Source organism: Mesorhizobium sp. M0751, assembly GCF_040320265.1.
Lineage (GTDB): Bacteria > Pseudomonadota > Alphaproteobacteria > Rhizobiales > Rhizobiaceae > Mesorhizobium.
This window is the reverse complement of the sequence record NZ_JAMYPH010000044.1, coordinates 1-15,076: the sequence shown is the minus strand read 5'-3', so window position 1 is coordinate 15,076 and position 15,076 is coordinate 1. Positions and strand designations below refer to the sequence as shown.

18 protein-coding genes, 1 tRNA gene and 1 pseudogene are annotated in these 15,076 nt (G+C 63.6%); 9 read left to right on the top strand and 11 right to left on the bottom strand.

Annotated elements, in window-relative coordinates:
- Positions 1-131: 131 nt before the first annotated feature.
- Both NKI19_RS31915 and ureC read right to left on the bottom strand, forming a co-directional pair.
- Complete coding sequence (locus NKI19_RS31915) at positions 132-725, bottom strand: hypothetical protein (protein WP_352474742.1); 594 nt, start codon at positions 723-725, stop codon at positions 132-134.
- 47 nt (positions 726-772) lie between these two features.
- Positions 773-2,485 (bottom strand): urease subunit alpha, encoded by a 1,713-nt coding sequence (gene ureC, locus NKI19_RS31910; RefSeq protein WP_502899372.1) that lies wholly within the window; start codon positions 2,483-2,485, stop codon positions 773-775.
- Between the two features lie 179 nt (positions 2,486-2,664).
- On the opposite strand from ureC, the gene NKI19_RS31905 reads away from it, so the two are divergent.
- Both NKI19_RS31905 and NKI19_RS31900 read left to right on the top strand, forming a co-directional pair.
- Positions 2,665-3,048, top strand: a complete 384-nt coding sequence (locus tag NKI19_RS31905; protein ID WP_023677006.1) for a hypothetical protein — start codon at positions 2,665-2,667, stop codon at positions 3,046-3,048.
- A 126-nt stretch (positions 3,049-3,174) separates the two neighbouring features.
- A complete protein-coding gene (locus tag NKI19_RS31900; RefSeq protein ID WP_352567599.1) occupies positions 3,175-3,669 on the top strand; it encodes a hypothetical protein in 495 nt (164 codons plus the stop codon).
- A gap of 26 nt (positions 3,670-3,695) precedes the next feature.
- Here the strand turns inward: NKI19_RS31900 and NKI19_RS31895 are convergent, their stop codons facing one another.
- From NKI19_RS31895 to NKI19_RS31880, 4 genes and pseudogenes are all read right to left on the bottom strand, one after another.
- The gene (locus NKI19_RS31895; RefSeq protein ID WP_352567600.1) at positions 3,696-4,001 is read right to left on the bottom strand and encodes an urease subunit beta; all 306 of its coding nucleotides are present in this window, start codon (positions 3,999-4,001) and stop codon (positions 3,696-3,698) included.
- 29 nt (positions 4,002-4,030) lie between these two features.
- Positions 4,031-4,278: pseudogene (locus NKI19_RS31890) on the bottom strand (DUF1272 domain-containing protein).
- 18 nt (positions 4,279-4,296) lie between these two features.
- Positions 4,297-4,599, bottom strand: a complete 303-nt coding sequence (locus NKI19_RS31885; protein WP_023693076.1) for an urease subunit gamma — start codon at positions 4,597-4,599, stop codon at positions 4,297-4,299.
- 28 nt (positions 4,600-4,627) lie between these two features.
- Positions 4,628-5,449: an urease accessory protein UreD gene (locus NKI19_RS31880; protein ID WP_352567601.1), complete on the bottom strand. Its 822-nt coding sequence runs from the start codon at positions 5,447-5,449 to the stop codon at positions 4,628-4,630.
- A 224-nt stretch (positions 5,450-5,673) separates the two neighbouring features.
- Between NKI19_RS31880 and NKI19_RS31875 the strand changes: the two genes are divergently transcribed.
- The 3 genes from NKI19_RS31875 to NKI19_RS31865 all read left to right on the top strand — a co-directional run bounded on the left by NKI19_RS31875 (position 5,674) and on the right by NKI19_RS31865 (position 7,980).
- Positions 5,674-5,928 (top strand): acyl carrier protein, encoded by a 255-nt coding sequence (locus NKI19_RS31875; RefSeq protein ID WP_023677013.1) that lies wholly within the window; start codon positions 5,674-5,676, stop codon positions 5,926-5,928.
- Positions 5,929-5,932: 4 nt separating this feature from the next.
- Positions 5,933-7,141 carry a beta-ketoacyl-[acyl-carrier-protein] synthase family protein gene (locus NKI19_RS31870; protein ID WP_352492188.1) on the top strand — a complete coding sequence of 403 codons (1,209 nt, stop codon included), beginning with the start codon at positions 5,933-5,935 and terminating at the stop codon, positions 7,139-7,141.
- A gap of 134 nt (positions 7,142-7,275) precedes the next feature.
- Positions 7,276-7,980, top strand: a complete 705-nt coding sequence (locus NKI19_RS31865) for a glutathione S-transferase family protein (protein WP_352481499.1) — start codon at positions 7,276-7,278, stop codon at positions 7,978-7,980.
- Between the two features lie 21 nt (positions 7,981-8,001).
- Here NKI19_RS31865 and NKI19_RS31860 read toward each other — a convergent pair whose 3' ends face one another.
- The 3 genes from NKI19_RS31860 to NKI19_RS31850 all read right to left on the bottom strand — a co-directional run bounded on the left by NKI19_RS31860 (position 8,002) and on the right by NKI19_RS31850 (position 10,469).
- On the bottom strand, positions 8,002-8,367 hold the full coding sequence (locus NKI19_RS31860) for a hypothetical protein (protein ID WP_352467767.1): 366 nt from the start codon (positions 8,365-8,367) through the stop codon (positions 8,002-8,004).
- A gap of 85 nt (positions 8,368-8,452) precedes the next feature.
- Positions 8,453-9,073 (bottom strand): nucleoside triphosphate hydrolase, encoded by a 621-nt coding sequence (locus tag NKI19_RS31855; protein WP_352492187.1) that lies wholly within the window; start codon positions 9,071-9,073, stop codon positions 8,453-8,455.
- A gap of 289 nt (positions 9,074-9,362) precedes the next feature.
- On the bottom strand, positions 9,363-10,469 hold the full coding sequence (locus NKI19_RS31850; protein ID WP_352567602.1) for a hypothetical protein: 1,107 nt from the start codon (positions 10,467-10,469) through the stop codon (positions 9,363-9,365).
- Positions 10,470-10,690: 221 nt separating this feature from the next.
- Between NKI19_RS31850 and NKI19_RS31845 the strand changes: the two genes are divergently transcribed.
- Complete coding sequence (locus NKI19_RS31845) at positions 10,691-11,581, top strand: D-alanyl-D-alanine carboxypeptidase family protein (RefSeq protein WP_352492185.1); 891 nt, start codon at positions 10,691-10,693, stop codon at positions 11,579-11,581.
- A 33-nt stretch (positions 11,582-11,614) separates the two neighbouring features.
- Here NKI19_RS31845 and NKI19_RS31840 read toward each other — a convergent pair whose 3' ends face one another.
- A complete protein-coding gene (locus tag NKI19_RS31840; protein WP_352492184.1) occupies positions 11,615-12,421 on the bottom strand; it encodes an AraC family transcriptional regulator in 807 nt (268 codons plus the stop codon).
- A gap of 201 nt (positions 12,422-12,622) precedes the next feature.
- Here NKI19_RS31840 and NKI19_RS31835 point away from each other — a divergent pair, with 201 nt between their 5' ends.
- The 3 genes from NKI19_RS31835 to NKI19_RS31825 all read left to right on the top strand — a co-directional run bounded on the left by NKI19_RS31835 (position 12,623) and on the right by NKI19_RS31825 (position 14,745).
- A complete protein-coding gene (locus NKI19_RS31835) occupies positions 12,623-13,543 on the top strand; it encodes a zinc-binding dehydrogenase (protein ID WP_352492183.1) in 921 nt (306 codons plus the stop codon).
- Positions 13,544-13,732: 189 nt separating this feature from the next.
- Complete coding sequence (locus tag NKI19_RS31830) at positions 13,733-14,512, top strand: hypothetical protein (protein WP_352567603.1); 780 nt, start codon at positions 13,733-13,735, stop codon at positions 14,510-14,512.
- 156 nt (positions 14,513-14,668) lie between these two features.
- Positions 14,669-14,745 (top strand) — tRNA-Arg (locus NKI19_RS31825).
- 250 nt (positions 14,746-14,995) lie between these two features.
- Here the strand turns inward: NKI19_RS31825 and NKI19_RS31820 are convergent.
- Positions 14,996-15,076: transposase domain-containing protein (locus NKI19_RS31820; RefSeq protein ID WP_352951190.1), on the bottom strand; the 81-nt coding region annotated here is incomplete at its 5' end.

The window sequence follows — 15,076 nt, the reverse complement described above, 5'->3', positions numbered from 1 at the left end:
CAGTGGCATGATCCAAGATACCTGAAACCGCCGGGCCTTGCTCGCGCAAAGATGCGATTCAGCTAACAAAATCAAACGCTTGTCGTTTGCGGACGGAAACTAGACTATCCGATCAGCCGCCCCAATGGCGCTCAAACAATCGTGTCGAAGAGCCGCAGGATAAACGATATCTGATAGACGAGCGCGCCGGCGACAAAGGCGATGTGAAAGCGGCGGTCGCGCAGCAGGATCGCAATGACGCAAAGCGCGACGAAAACCGGCGTGCGGATCAGATATTCGACGCCGAAATGGGCGAAATGCTCCGGACCTTTCAGCAGCGTATCGATCACGTCGAGCAGATAGGTCGCCGCCAGCAGGCCGAAGAACCAGGCCCGGCGCGAATAAAAGAAATCCTCATAGCTGGTGTAGTCAAGCATCGAATCCGGGAACAGCAGCGCGCAGAGCAGGAACAGCGTGACGGCGTAGAAGATGATGAACAGGTATTTGCCGAAGGTCCAATTCTCGATCTGGAACAGACCGAACTCCCACCACCAGAAATGCACCAGCATCAAAAGCACCGACGCAACCCAGGCGAGGTGCACGGGATAGAGCCGGTACTGGCCGGGATGCTGGACGATGCGGGCAAGCCCCGACAAAAGGCGGGTGACGCCAAGGCCGATCACCATGCCCAGGACAATGCGGATATGCGGGAAAATGTCGTGGGCGTAGGGGAGTTGCTGGTCCATAGGCCTGGCGCGGCATGTTCTACATCGGTCGTTCTAGCGCCGATGGTTCAGAACAGGAAGTAGCGTTGCGCCATTGGCAGCACGGTGGCCGGCTCGCAGGTGAGCAACTCGCCATCGGCGCGGACCTCGTAGGTCTCGGGGTCGACCTCGACATGCGGCGTGGCGTCGTTGAGCACCATCGAATGCTTACCGATGCCGCCGCGGGTGTTCTCTACCGCGACCATCTGCTTGTCGACGCCGAGCCTGCCGCGCAGGCCGGAATCGACCGCGGCCTTCGAAACGAAGGTCACCGACGAATTGGTCATCGCCTTGCCATAGGCGCCGAACATCGGCCGATAGTGCATCGGCTGCGGAGTCGGGATCGAGGCGTTGGGATCGCCCATCGGGGCGGCGGCGATCATGCCGCCGATCAGCACCATGTCCGGCTTGACGCCGAAGAACGCCGGGTTCCACAACACAAGATCGGCGCGTTTTCCCACCGCCACCGAGCCGATGTCCTTCGACAGGCCATGCGCGATGGCCGGATTGATGGTGTATTTGGCGATGTAGCGGCGGACGCGGAAATTGTCGTTGTCGCCGGTCTCCTGCGGCAGCGAGCCGCGCTGGCGCTTCATCTTGTCGGCGGTCTGCCAGCAGCGGATCGCCACTTCGCCGACACGGCCCATGGCCTGGCTGTCCGACGAGATGATCGAGAAGGCGCCGATGTCGTGCAGAATGTCTTCCGCGGCGATGGTTTCCTTGCGGATGCGGCTCTCGGCAAAGGCGATGTCTTCGGGGATCGACGGCGACAGATGGTGACAGACCATCAGCATGTCGAGGTGTTCGGCCAGCGTGTTGACCGTGTAGGGGCGGGTCGGATTGGTCGAGGACGGAATGACGTTGGGCAGGCCGCAGACCTTGATGATATCAGGTGCGTGGCCGCCGCCGGCGCCTTCGGTGTGGAAGGCATGGATGGTGCGGCCCTTGATGGCCGCGACCGTGTTTTCGACGAAGCCGGACTCGTTCAGCGTGTCGGTGTGGATCATCACCTGCACGTCGTAATCGTCGGCGACCGACAGGCAGCAGTCGATTGCAGCCGGCGTGGTGCCCCAGTCCTCGTGCAGCTTCAGCGAGCAGGCGCCGGCGAGCACCATCTCCTCGAGCGCGGCAGGCAGCGACGCGTTGCCCTTGCCCGACAGGCCGATATTCATCGGAAAGGCATCGAAAGACTGGATCATGCGCGCCAGATGCCACGGCCCAGGCGTGCAGGTGGTGGCCAGCGTGCCGTGCGCCGGGCCGGTGCCGCCGCCGAGCATGGTGGTGATGCCCGACATCAGCGCTTCCTCGATCTGCTGCGGGCAGATGAAGTGGATATGCGCGTCGAAGCCGCCGGCGGTCAGGATCTTGCCCTCACCGGCGATGATCTCGGTGCCCGGGCCGATGATGATGGTGACGCCGCCTTGAGTATCCGGATTGCCGGCCTTGCCGATCGCGGCGATGCGACCGTCCCTGAGGCCGATATCGGCCTTGACGATACCGGCGGTGGCATCGACGATCAGCGCATTGGTGATGACGGTGTCGACCGCGCCTTGCGCGCGCGAAACCTGGCTCTGGCCCATGCCGTCGCGGATGACCTTGCCGCCGCCGAATTTCACCTCCTCACCGTAAAGGGTGAGATCCTTTTCGACCTCGATGAACAGCTCGGTGTCGGCGAGCCGGACCTTGTCGCCAACGGTCGGGCCGTACATCTGCGCATAGGCGGCGCGGGTGATTTTAGCCATCAGCAATTGCTCCCGAAATACAGCCCGAAAATACCGCTTGTCGAAGGCGGGCCCCACATTGCCGCCATCCTATGGTCACGCAATGACCCGCTGAGCGACACTTTCCGATCCCATTTGGCGGTTGAGGTGGCCAGGTCACCCCAAAACGACCATTTGCCAATCGATGGAAAGGAACATCCATGCGCAAAACGACTCTTCTGGCAGCCGCCGCCACGCTGGTGCTCGCAACCGCCGCCAGCGCCCAGCAACAGCCTGCGCAGCAGCCCAGTCCGGCGCCGGCCGCGCCTGCTCCTGCCGCACCCGGGGCGCAGCCGCAGGCGCCCACCATCCAGGCGATCAACGTCGTCGATATCAAGGATCTGCCGGCGGACACTCAAGCCAAGGTCAACGAGGTGATCGCCAAGCGCAGCGACGCCGATCTGCAGAAACTGCGCGGCTCGATCGACGCGACACCGCAGGTCAAATCCGCGCTCGAAGCCAAGGGGCTCACCTCGGCGCAGGTGATCGCCGCCAGCATGAGCACCAATGGCGCGCTGACGCTGATCACCAAGAAAGCGAGCTGACGAGACGAGGCGGCGGGCCGGCGCCCGGTCAGCCCGCCGCATCGCAAAGGGAACCTTCACGGGGGACGTTACGTTTCGGTCCTGTCGCCCTGACACGAGACTCGAAAAGGACCCTGAGAACGAGCGATGGCGATCACCACCTTGTCCGACACCAGATGGCTGCATGGGATTGCCGCGACCGCGTTTCTGGCAGCCAGCGTCCCGCACGCGGCGCTGAACGCGCAGAGCCTTGATAGCGCCGAGACCGTCAACCGGATCGTCGGCTCGGAGGTCGGCCAGGAAGAGACCCAGACAAATGCGGAAGCCGGCAAGGTCAGCTCGGCGATCGACCGCACGCGTGAGAACATCGCCGCCGTGCGCAAGACATCCAAGCTCGACAAGGTCGATATCGTGTTTCTTACCGACGCCGCGCGCACCGAAGGCGGCCCGCCGCCGGCGATCGAGAACAAGGTCAGGCAACATCGGGACGACATTGCCGAGCTGCGCAAGGAGATCGAGGCGAACGCATTGCTGTTCAACGCCATCGACTCGCGGCGTGTGCAGACCGAGGACGTTCTGGCGGTAGAATTCGACGATCCGGGAAAGGTCGTCATTTACGCGGCGGCCAAGCCGCCCGGCTGAGCCGAAACTGCTCGACGCCTTCGATCTCACAGCGCGCCCATGATCTTCTGCTGAAACCCGTAGACCTCGCGCTTACCGCCGAGCGGCACCAGGGTAACGTCGCGCTCCTGCCCCGGCTCGAAGCGCATGGCGGTGCCGGCAGCGATGTCGAGCCGCATGCCGCGGGCCTTGTCGCGATCGAACCTCAGTCCCTCATTGGTCTCGAAGAAGTGGTAATGGCTGCCGACCTGGATCGGCCGGTCGCCGCTGTTGGCTACCTTCAAGGTGACCGTCGCCAGACCCTTGTTCAGCTCGATCTCGCCGCTTGCCGTGATGATTTCGCCGGGGATCATTGATTGCCTTCCATTTCGCGGTCGCCGGATCAGGCGGCCTTGCGGGGGTCGCAGCCTTCGGCCTTCAGCACACGTCTGGTGGGGGCCGGATATTTCATCAGCAGCGCTGCCGGACGGATCGGGCGGGCCGAGAAGTTGCCGCCGCAATTCGGACAGGCGCCGCCGAGCACGTTTTGTGCGCAGTCGGCGCAGAAAGTGCATTCGAAGGTGCAGATCACCGCATCCGTCGCATCGGCCGGCAGATCTAGCATTCGCAGTTGGGGCGCAGCTCAAGCATTTCCTCTCCTTGGCGGTGTTATCTGATCGGCTCGTGCACGGTCACCAGCTTAGTGCCGTCGGGAAACGTCGCCTCGACCTGCACATCGTGGATCATTTCGGCAATGCCCTCCATCACCTGGGCCCGGGTGACCACATGGGCGCCGGCCTCCATCAGCTCGGCGACCGGGCGGCCGTCGCGGGCACCCTCGACGACGAAATCGGTGATCAGCGCGATCGCTTCCGGGTGGTTGAGCTTGACGCCGCGTTCGAGCCGCTTGCGGGCCACGATCGCCGCCATGGCGATCAGCAGCTTGTCTTTCTCCCTCGGCGTCAGATTCATGCTTTTTCCTGCAGTGGCACAATCGAAATCAGAGTGACCATAATTTGGGCAGGCCCGCCCGTCCGTTGAGCAATTCGACAAGCGGCACCAGCCGCTTGCGGAGCTGGTAGCCGTCCTCGGCGAACAGCCTCGCAAGAAGCTTGCCAGATTTCCGCACGCTCCAGAAACTGACGCCGCCCTGGCCGCCGACCATGCCCCGGGCCGGCTCGAGCAAAGCCTCTGCCCGCGGCGACACCATCAGCAGCGTCGCCACGGCGACGGCACCGCCGCCAACCGCCGGACGGTTCAAGGTGGCCGCAATGTCCGGCCCGATGCGGAACTCCTCGGCATGGACTAGCTTCCCGTCCTGGCGGACGCGCCAGCGGTCGTGGAATTGGCCTTGCGAAGCCCGTTCACCCATGGCCAGGCGGCCGAAGACGGTAGCCTCCAGGATCAGCGCCTCGGCTCCGGCGGCAAGCGCAACGTCAAGCCTGCGGGCAAAGACCGAGCGGTCGAAGACGATGGTTTCCTGCGGCAGCCAGGCAATGTGGCCGCCTTCGCCGACGGTCAGCTGCACCCGCACTTCGGCACGGTCGGATGCGGCGCGGTAGATTTTCTCGCAGGCCTGCGTTGTTATGGTTGCGGAGGCGCCGGCACCGACATCGACCTCCCAGGCGAGACGGTCGCCACCGGTCAGCCCACCGGCGGTGTTGATCAGGACAGCTTCGAGCGGATCGGCCGAGACTGCCGGCATGCGGATCTTGGCCGAGCCGTCCTGGTACAGGCGCCGAAGACGCGTGCGGCCTCCGTTCCAGTCGCAGCCAAGCCGCGCAACGCCGGCAACGCGCTGGGCCGGCGGGACTGAGGTCAAGCTATATGCGATCGTATCCACGACACCAACGTTAAGCACTGCGGCGGCTTTGTCGATATATAGCTTGTTGCTTGACAGCGTTTCGGTTTCTATAGAGGGAGCCACCTTGGTACGGTCACCGGCGCCTGGCGGGGGTAAAGGGCGACGATGACGACGTAATCGAGGACCAAAAGGGGCGCTGATCAGTTGGCGTCGGGAAACGACAGAGTTGGGGAAGAAACCGAATGGCTGACCAGCTGGCAAACGATATCATCGCCAAGATCAAGGCTCACGCCGAGCCGGGCGGCGAGGAAATCACCACCAGTACCGAACTGACCGCCCTTGGCATCCATTCGCTGGAACTGACGGAGATCATCTTCGATCTCGAGGAAGAGTATGGCATCGAAATCGAGATGAACACCGTCGATGCCTGGAGCAATCTGAAGAATGTCGGCGACATGGTCGAGGCGGTTCGCGCGCTGATCGCGAAAAAAGCCTGACTGAATGCACAAGCGCATCGTTATCACGGGCATCGGCGGATTATGTGGCCTCGGCACCAATGCACCGGCAATCTGGAATGAGATGCGCGCCGGCCGTTCGGCAATCGGCGCGATCGACAATCCGCTGCTGCATGATCTGAAGGTCAAGGTCGGCTGCGAAATCAAGGCGCTTCCCGAGCACGGCATCGACCGCAAGCAGGTCGTTTCGATGGACCGCTTCAGCCTTCTGGCGACGATCGCCGCGCGGGAGGCGGCACAGCAGGCGGGATTGAACCCGCACGCGGCCAACACCTACCGGATGGGCACCATCGTCGGCGTCGGCGTCTGCGGCTGGGAGGCAATCGAAGAGAACTATCGCGCCATCCTGCTCGAAGGCAAGAACCGCGCCGGCATCTTCACGGTACCGAAAGTAATGCCGGGCGCAGCCGCCGGCCACGTCAGCATGAATCTTGGTCTGCGCGGGCCGGTGTTCGGCATCACCTCTGCCTGCTCGTCATCCAACCACGCCATTGCCTCGGCGGTCGATCAGATCAGGCTCGGCCGGGCCGACGTCATGGTCGCCGGCGGTACCGATGCGCCGCTGGTCTGGGGCATCCTCAAGGGCTGGGAGGCCCTGCGGGTCCTGTCGCCGGACACCTGCCGGCCGTTTTCGGCTGACCGCCAAGGGCTTGTGCTCGGCGAAGGCGCCGGCATGGTGGTGCTGGAAACATATGAGCATGCCATGGCGCGCGGCGCCGCCATCCTTGCCGAAATCGCCGGCGTCGGCCTTTCCGCCGACGCCTCCGACATCGTCGCCCCAACCATCGAAGGGCCGGAGGCGGCGATGCGCTTCTGCCTCGTCGATGCCGGGCTCAATCCGGAGGACGTCGACTATCTCAACGCGCATGGCACCGGGACCAAGGCCAACGATCAGATCGAGACGGCGGCGATCAAGCGTGTCTTCGGCGGCCATGCCTACAAGCTTTCGGTGTCCTCGACCAAATCGATGCATGCCCACTGTCTCGGCGCGTCCGGCGCGCTGGAAATGATCGCCTGCGTGATGGCGATCCGCGAAGGCATCGTGCCGCCGACCGCCAATTATCGGGAAGCCGACGCCGACTGCGATCTCGACATCACGCCGAACGTGGCGCGCGAGCGCGCGGTGCGCACCGCGATCAGCAACAGCTTCGCCTTCGGCGGCACCAATGCGGTGCTGGCGGTCAAGGCCGTGTAACCGCACCCCTTGCGGTCCCTCACGGGGCCGGCGAAACTTTCCATGCGCATATTGATCGCGCCAGGCGTCGCGCCTAACTCTCTGCGACCCGCCATGACCGTGCCGCTCGGCGCGGTCCCCGACCAGGAGTTTCGATGACCGATCTGTCCGCGTTTCCGATCGCCACGCGCTGGCCGGCGAGCCACCCCGACCGCATCCAGCTCTATTCGTTTCCGACGCCGAACGGGGTGAAGATATCGATCGCGCTGGAGGAACTTGGCCTGCCATACGAGCCGCATGCCGTCGACATCGGCAAGAACGAGAGCTGGACCCCGGAATTCCTGTCTTTGAACCCGAACGGCAAGATACCGGCGATGATCGATCCGGACGGCCCGGGCGGAAAGCCGATCGGCTTGTTCGAATCCGGCGCCATCCTGCTCTACCTCAGCGACAAGACCGGTAAGCTGGTCCCGGCAGACGCAACGCTGCGTTACGAGACGATCCAGTGGGTGTTCTTCCAGATGGCTTCGATCGGGCCGATGTTCGGCCAAGTCGGTTTCTTCCACAAATTCGCCGGCCGCGAAATCGCCGACAAGCGCCCGCTGGAACGTTATCGCGACGAGTCGCGACGGCTGATCGGCGTCCTCGAAACGAGGCTCAAGGGCCGCAGCTGGATCATGGGCGACGACTACACCATCGCCGACATTTCGATGCTTGGATGGGTGCGCAATCTGATCGGCTTTTACGAGGCACGGGAACTCGTCGGTTTCGACGACTTCCCCAGCGTGGGCGCATGGCTAGAGCGCGGCCTTGCCCGGCCGGCGGTGCAGAGGGGCCTCACCATTCCGGCCAGAGCCTGATCAAAACCCTGACTGGCCCGGCTATTTTGCCTTGGTCCGGCGTTTCGAGCCCTTGCCGACTACGGAAGCGGCAAGCGACGCCGCACCTTTGGCGGTCGCAAGCACGGCACCAGCGGCGACGTTGGCCGTCGTTTTGACGGTGCGCATTGCGCTGCCGGCGATCGATCCTCTGCTGCCTGCCGGCTTTTTAGGGCTGGCGGCTTTGGGAGTTGCGGCCTTGGCCGCAGCGGGCATCACCTTTTTCGGCGCTGCCTTGCCAAAGCTGGGCTTGGCCGCATCCTTGGAACGCGTCGCCGCTGCCGGGCCGGCGCTGGTTTTCGCTCGGGTTGCTTTTGATCGTGTTGCCCTGCCCTTGGCGGGCGCAGGCTTTCTTGCCATGGTTTCCATCGACTGTTCCCTCATGCGGCACAATTACCGTGTCCGGGATAACGGCCTGAAAGTTTTAAGGTTCCGGCCGAACAGTCCTTACAGATCAGGCCTGCTCACCGACCACCAGGTCGGCGGGCCGCCGACGGGCAAGCACCCGATCGATGTTCGGCATGTCGTTGGAAGCGATCCAGGCGCGCGCGTCCTCGTCGGACCGGCCGTGCTCGTGCCATCGCTCCAGCAGTCGGCGCTCGAGCTCGGCGCGCGGCACATCGACAAAGATCGAGAAGTCGAACAACGGCGCCAGCCGCGTCCATGGCTCTTCGTCGAGCAGCAAATAATTGCCTTCGATCAGGATGAATTTGGTCTCGGCGGCGATGATCGCAGCGGCGGCGCGCGACAGCTCCATGCTGCGGTCGAAGACCGGAATGGCGATATCCGGCTCGCCGGCGCGGATGCGCTTGAGCAGCGTTTCGAAGCCGGCAAAATCAAAGGTTTCCGGGGCACCTTTTCGCGCGCGAAGGCCGCGCCGCTCGAGCACGACATCATCGTAGTGGAAGCCATCCATCGGCACGACTTCCGCCGTGCCTTCCGGCAGCAGATCGTGCAAGCCTGCCGACAATGTCGATTTGCCGGCGCCGGGCGGACCGGCAATGGCAACGATGAAGCGCGGTGCCTTGCCGGCGCGCTTGAAGATGGTGGCGGCGAGATGAGCGATCTCTGACATGAATGATTCCGCGCTACAATTTTTCGGGCCCATCTTGGCGGCAGTTCGGGGGAATTTCAAATCCGTACCAATTGTCGACATCCGCGCCGCCCCTCATTGCCCTGCCGGGCATTTCTCCCCGTATAGTGACGGGGAGAAAGGGCTGGCCGAAATGTTGGCGCCCCTTCCTATGACGTGGTGATTGGCGAAACCGTCGATGAGAGCGCCCCTCTCCCCGTCACTATACGGGGAGAGGATGCCGGCAGGCAGGTGAGGGGCAGCGCAAACGGTCCGAAATCTGAAGCGCCAATCAGGCCGCAACGGATTGGCCGATCCGCAGGAAATCGCTGTCGAAGCCGATGTCGCGCACGGCGTCGTCGGCGGCCAGGATGCGCATGCGACCCGGTAAGGTCGTGACGTCGCGCGGCGGCTCGCTGGATGGCCATGGCAGTGCGCCGATGACATGGCGGAACGAAAAGCTGCGCCCTTCAGAAAGCGTAAAGGCAGTCGCCACGCCTTCATGCTTCAGCCAGTTGTCGCCGAGCGATGCAATATGGCCGACGGCGGTGCGGCCATCCTCGATGCCGAGCACGCCGCGGTGGCGGCCGCTCCATGGCGCGTAATCGCGCCCGCCATTGCTGACCCACAGCATGGTGACCGGCAATTCGGCCGGGTTCTTCAGCACCAGCACGAGATCGGCTTCCGCCTGGCGCGCCAGCGCGGTCCAGCCCGGCCCGCCATGATCGGCCTCGACCAGCGTGACGAAGTCCTCACGCTGCTGGTCCATGCGATAGGCGGTCAGGTCGATCGTGCCGCCGTCGGCGGCGGGAAAGCGCGTCAGGTCGGCAGTTCGCGCCGGGTAGGCAAGCAACGAGCGGCCGCGCGCCGGATCGGGCTCCGGCGCCTCGTTCGGCGTCGCGGCAAAGCGCTTTGGCGAGAAGGCCAGCCTGCCGCCGGCCGTCATCACCGTCATCGGGTGATGGGCAACCGGAATGGCGCCGGCGCCGCCGGAAAAGACGTGCTCCTGATAGAGAAACGGATGATCGTCGCGCAAGGTCAGGATCTTGTCGAGGCTTGCGCCCATAACCGGGCGCTGCAGGCGGAAGACGGCGCGCCAGCCATCGGCCGTTGCGGCGCTGTCGACGACGTCCCAGCGACTATTGGCCGGCCAGCCATGCAAAGGTGCCTCCTCGACGTCGCTGGTCGAGAACGGCGCGCAGAGGAAATCGCCGGACAGGTGGACCGTCCCTTCGGGCAGGTCTTTCGGCAGCGTCTCACGCGGTTCGTCGACCCAGGGGGCGCGATGCAGCGGCTTCAGCCGGCGGCCATCGATATCGACCGTCATGTCGGCGAGATGGCCGACGGCCAGATCGACCGATACCGAAATGCCTTTTGCCGTGATCGTGACCGTATCCATGTGCACCTACCGATTCTGCCGGCGCCAGCAAAGCCCACTCGCCGCCGGTTGCGCAAGCGGTGCGGCCGGCAATTCCCATCATACGGCGGCGGCACAGCCGCCACGTCGGCCTGTGGACAGGGCACCAATCCAGGCCCAGACCGATATTAACCAAATGGACTGTGCCTTTGCGTTAAGATAGCTTCGCCTCGTCTCAGAAACAGCCTGCCTTCGGAACCGACTTGTCCGCCTTCCGCTTCTTTTCGTTCATCCACAAATGCGTCGCGGCGCTGGCGCTGCTGCTGTTTGCCGCCGGCTGCACGACTGTCACGCCTCCCGACAGCGTGCTGGCGGTGCCGGCGCCGCCGCAGAAATATGCCGCCATGGTCGTCGATGCCGGCACCGGCAAGACGCTGTTCGAGGTCAATTCGACGGCGCCGCGTTATCCGGCGTCACTGACCAAGATGATGACGCTCTATCTTCTGTTCGAGGCGCTGGACCAGGGCCGCATCAGCAAGGAGACGCAAATTCCGGTGTCGGACAACGCCGCCCGGCAGCCGCCGACCAAGCTGCGGTTCAGGCGCGGCGAGACCATCGATGTCGATTCGGCGATCCGCGCCATCGTCGTCAAATCGGCCAATGACGTGGCGGTCGCCGTTGCCGAATATCTCGGCGGCAGCGAAGAGGCGTTCGCCGGCATGATGACCGCCAAGGCGCGCCAGATCGGCATGAGCAGCACCGTTTTCCGCAACGCCTCGGGCCTGCCTGACGGCGACCAGCACACCAGCGCGCGCGACATGGCGGTGCTCGGCATGGCGCTGCATGCCCGTTTCCCGCAGCATTTTCACTATTTCTCCGAAAGCGACTTCATGTTCCGCGGCAGGCTGGTGCGCGGCCACAACGACATGCTCGGCCGCGTGCGCGGCGTCGACGGCATCAAGACCGGCTACATCAGGGCTTCGGGCTTCAACATCGTCACCTCTTATAATGCGGACGGGCACCGGCTGATCATCGTGGTGATGGGCGCCGACAGCGCGCGCCAGCGCAACGACCACGTCGAGGCGCTGATCCAGCGCAGCCTGTTGCCGACCTCCGAGGCAAAGACGCGGCTGCTGTATGCCGAGGAGCAGTGACGGTTGAAGTCCAAGTGTTGACCGCGTGCGGGTTCAGGCGACAAACGCCGAGCCGCCGTTTTGCGCGACACTGCTGAGATACTTTGCCGGCGGCTTGCCAAGCGCTTTCTTGAACATGGTGATGAAGGCGGTGACCGATTCATAGCCGAGATCGGCCGAAACTTGCTGCACGCTCGCGCCGGAGGCCAGCTCTCGCAATGCAACGATCAGGTGCAATTGCTGGCGCCAGCGCCCGAAGGTCAGCCCTGTTTCCTTGACCACGAGACGGGCGAGACTGCTTTCGCTGAGCGCGACGCGACCGGCCCATTCCGCCAGGGTGCTGCGATCGGCAGGATCTTGCGCCAGCGCCGCCGCGATGCGCCTCAAGCGCGGCTCGGGCGAGATCGGCAAATGTAGCTGCTGGACAGGCATGCGCGGCAGTTCGGTGAGCAGTACCCTGGTCAGGAGCTCGCCCCTGGCGTCATCGTCCTCACCGCGATCCGCCAGCTCGACGATCAGCTCGCGCAGCAACGGCGAGATCGACAGCGTGCAGCACCGGTCCGGCAGCTCGGCAGCGCCCGGCTCGATATAGACGAAGAAAATCCGGGCATTGGCGGTCGCAATATTGCTGTGCTCCATGCGGCCCGGAATCCACACCGCGCAATGCGGCGGCACCATCCACAGGCCGCTGGGGACGCGACATGTGACGCCACCGCCGAGCGCGAAGACAAGTTGCCCTTTGCGATGGCGGTGGTCCGGTACCTCCGCCTTGGTCTCGGTAACCTCAACGCGCACGGCGATTGCCGGCGCGAGGACGTCATCCGGATCGAAAGGCCAGGGGTAGCGAAGGGGGTGTCTCATATTGACTGATTTTAGCGATCAAACGCCAAGATATCTAAATTAGTCAAATGGGAAAGTCGATAGATTAGGCCGCTGGATGAGTAACTCAGGAGCCGGCAGGCGGGCTCTCAGTGCCCTGCTTGCGTTCTGAACGTCCGACCAACAAGCCCGGCGCACGAAGACAGGCTGGCGTCCGCCAGGCGGCAGGAAGGTACGATAGCAATGCTCGCCTTGGTCACATATTCCGACAGCGCCACCGGGCTGAAACTCGCCGAGCTCGGTGAGCCCGAGCCCGCCCCAAACGAGGCGCTGGTCTCGGTCCGGGCAGTCTCGCTGAACCGCGGCGAACTGCGCCTGCTCAAGATCCGCCCGAACGGCTGGGTGCCCGGCCAGGACGTCGCCGGAATTGTCGAGCGCGTGGCGGCCGACGGCTCCGGGCCGGCCGTCGGCGCCCGGGTTGCGGCTTTGGTCGACGAGGCAGGGTGGGCCGAACGGGTCGCCGTTCCAACTGACCACCTCGCCGTCCTGCCGGACGATGTCAGCTTCGTCTCCGCCGCCACCGTTCCGGTTGCAGGCACGACCGCGCTGCGGACCCTGCGCCTCGGCGGCGACCTGGCCGGCCAGCGGGTCCTGATTACCGGCGCAAGCGGCGCGGTCGGCCGTTTCCAGATCCAGATCGCCCGCCGGCAGGGCGCGTCGGTGACGGCGGTCGCTGCTGCCCGGCATGCCGACGATCTCCGCAGCCTCGGAGCCGAGCGGGTCGTCGAAACGATCGAGCTGACCGAAGGACAGTTCTCGCTGATTACCGAATCGGTGGGCGGCGATAGCCTCGCCCACGCCATCGAACGGGTGGCGCCCGGCGGGACGGTCGTCATGTTCGGCTCGAGCAGCGGCGAACTCACGCCCATCGGCTTCCGCCAGTTCGTTCCGGGTCACGAAGGCGCGCGGCTGCAGACCTTCGCCTACTACGCTTCCGGTCCGGAGGTAGGCGCCGATATCGCCTCGCTGCTCGCGCTGATCGCAGCCGGCCGGCTCGAAACGCGCGTGGTCCTGACGGTGCCGTGGCGGGACGTCGGCCAGGCCCTCGACGCGCTGCGGCAGCGCAGCATCAGCGGCAAGGCAGTGCTTACCATGACCGAATGAGCAGGCGCGGCCGCCGGACGGGACGCCCTGGGCTGCTAACGACAACTTGAGCCCGTCCGCGATTGCCCGTTGAAGCCGGCGCCTGCTTCCGCTAAGAAGCCGTGGCTGGCCGGTTACCCGGCTGGTTCCTTGGCAGAGCTAAGGGGGGATGCCATGGGAGCTAACGCAACTACAACATTGAACAGCGCAATGGCCTCCCATAAGCGCCTCCGAATAGCGATCAGTATCGGGGCGCTTGCTGCTGTACTGCTTCGCATACTGTTCCCAGCACTTTTCGAACGCATCGATTCAGTTAGTGTTGCTCTGTTCATAGTAGCTGTCATTCCATGGCTCGCTCCGATCATTTCCAAGATAGCGATTCCCGGTTTGATAGAAGCGGAGTTGCGTGACCTTAAGCAGGAGGTTCAAGAGACGAAGGACGAGGCCGCGTCAGCGTCCAAAATTGCACTTCGGTCGCAAGATTTGGCCCTTTTTTCCGGGGCTGAAGCTGAACAAGGACTCGATACCGCAGGCCGGGATGGATCCGTCCAAAGCTTAGTGGCATTGGCAAAAAACTATGCAGCAGTTCGAGGGAGTATGCCGGGTGGGCCGGCTCGAACTGCTGCCATGGATAGATTGTTCGGTCAGATGCTGCAGGAAGCTAGCAGACTTGGGAGGAACTGGCCGGGCCACAATGAAGCTCTACGAAGCAAGGAAGCGGGCGAGCAGCTTGGTGCTATTGCGTATGCGTTTGCATTTCCAGAGGCGGCTGACGTGAGCGCATTGATTGAGACCGTTGAAAACACAAAACAACCTTTTGTCCAATATTGGGGGCTAAGAGCGATCCAGCGGGCTGTGGATGCGGGTGTCGCATACAGCCTCAGGGACGTGGAGCGGGTTCGAACACTTGCTTCTGCGTTTGGCTCTGCAACAGATCGATTCCTGATCGCAAGTTCAATTTCCCGCGCTTTGGAAAAGAAGCTTATATAGCAGATCTAGTGTACCACTAGGCTGAACCCTGTGATCCTTGACTGAGGAAGCAGGCGCAATTCCATTTCGCCGTTGAAGCCCGGCGCTGCTTCCGCTAAGAAGCCGTGGCTGGCCGGTTTACCGGCTGGTTCGTTTTTGGGATCACCGATCCTGAAGGCACCCGTAGCTCAGCTGGATAGAGCGCTGCCCTCCGAAGGCAGAGGTCACAGGTTCGAATCCTGTCGGGTGCGCCAGTTTTGCACTGTACGGCCCGGACACATAGGTTACGGTCTATACCGGAGACATGGTGGACCGCACCCCTGGGTGAGACACTAATTACGGACAGTTCCCCAGATTTTGGATTGCGTACAACCTCCTAGCGCAACGGTTAAGTAGGCGACCGCGGGAAGTCCGCGGGGCTCAAGCCTGTGTAAAAACGCCGGGCCTGGCTCCAATCAGATCCGTGGATCATGTACTGTGATGTAAGCGCGTAGCTGATGCCGTTCAGCGCTGGTAGTTCCAAGGCATGAGCGCCTCGATATCGCTGTTTGGCCAGCCATTGGCGATACGCTCGAGGGTCTGGGT

What these genes read in the sequence shown, in the direction of transcription:
- NKI19_RS31915 (WP_352474742.1), bottom strand. Translation starts at nt 725, where the DNA reads ATGGACCAGCAACTCCCCTACGCCCACGACATTTTCCCGCATATCCGC.
- ureC (WP_502899372.1), bottom strand. Translation starts at nt 2,485, where the DNA reads ATGGCTAAAATCACCCGCGCCGCCTATGCGCAGATGTACGGCCCGACC.
- NKI19_RS31905 (WP_023677006.1), top strand. Translation starts at nt 2,665, where the DNA reads ATGCGCAAAACGACTCTTCTGGCAGCCGCCGCCACGCTGGTGCTCGCA.
- NKI19_RS31900 (WP_352567599.1), top strand. Translation starts at nt 3,175, where the DNA reads ATGGCGATCACCACCTTGTCCGACACCAGATGGCTGCATGGGATTGCC.
- NKI19_RS31895 (WP_352567600.1), bottom strand. Translation starts at nt 4,001, where the DNA reads ATGATCCCCGGCGAAATCATCACGGCAAGCGGCGAGATCGAGCTGAAC.
- NKI19_RS31885 (WP_023693076.1), bottom strand. Translation starts at nt 4,599, where the DNA reads ATGAATCTGACGCCGAGGGAGAAAGACAAGCTGCTGATCGCCATGGCG.
- NKI19_RS31875 (WP_023677013.1), top strand. Translation starts at nt 5,674, where the DNA reads ATGGCTGACCAGCTGGCAAACGATATCATCGCCAAGATCAAGGCTCAC.
- NKI19_RS31870 (WP_352492188.1), top strand. Translation starts at nt 5,933, where the DNA reads ATGCACAAGCGCATCGTTATCACGGGCATCGGCGGATTATGTGGCCTC.
- NKI19_RS31865 (WP_352481499.1), top strand. Translation starts at nt 7,276, where the DNA reads ATGACCGATCTGTCCGCGTTTCCGATCGCCACGCGCTGGCCGGCGAGC.
- NKI19_RS31860 (WP_352467767.1), bottom strand. Translation starts at nt 8,367, where the DNA reads ATGGAAACCATGGCAAGAAAGCCTGCGCCCGCCAAGGGCAGGGCAACA.
- NKI19_RS31855 (WP_352492187.1), bottom strand. Translation starts at nt 9,073, where the DNA reads ATGTCAGAGATCGCTCATCTCGCCGCCACCATCTTCAAGCGCGCCGGC.
- NKI19_RS31850 (WP_352567602.1), bottom strand. Translation starts at nt 10,469, where the DNA reads ATGGATACGGTCACGATCACGGCAAAAGGCATTTCGGTATCGGTCGAT.
- NKI19_RS31840 (WP_352492184.1), bottom strand. Translation starts at nt 12,421, where the DNA reads ATGAGACACCCCCTTCGCTACCCCTGGCCTTTCGATCCGGATGACGTC.
- NKI19_RS31835 (WP_352492183.1), top strand. Translation starts at nt 12,623, where the DNA reads ATGCTCGCCTTGGTCACATATTCCGACAGCGCCACCGGGCTGAAACTC.
- NKI19_RS31830 (WP_352567603.1), top strand. Translation starts at nt 13,733, where the DNA reads ATGGCCTCCCATAAGCGCCTCCGAATAGCGATCAGTATCGGGGCGCTT.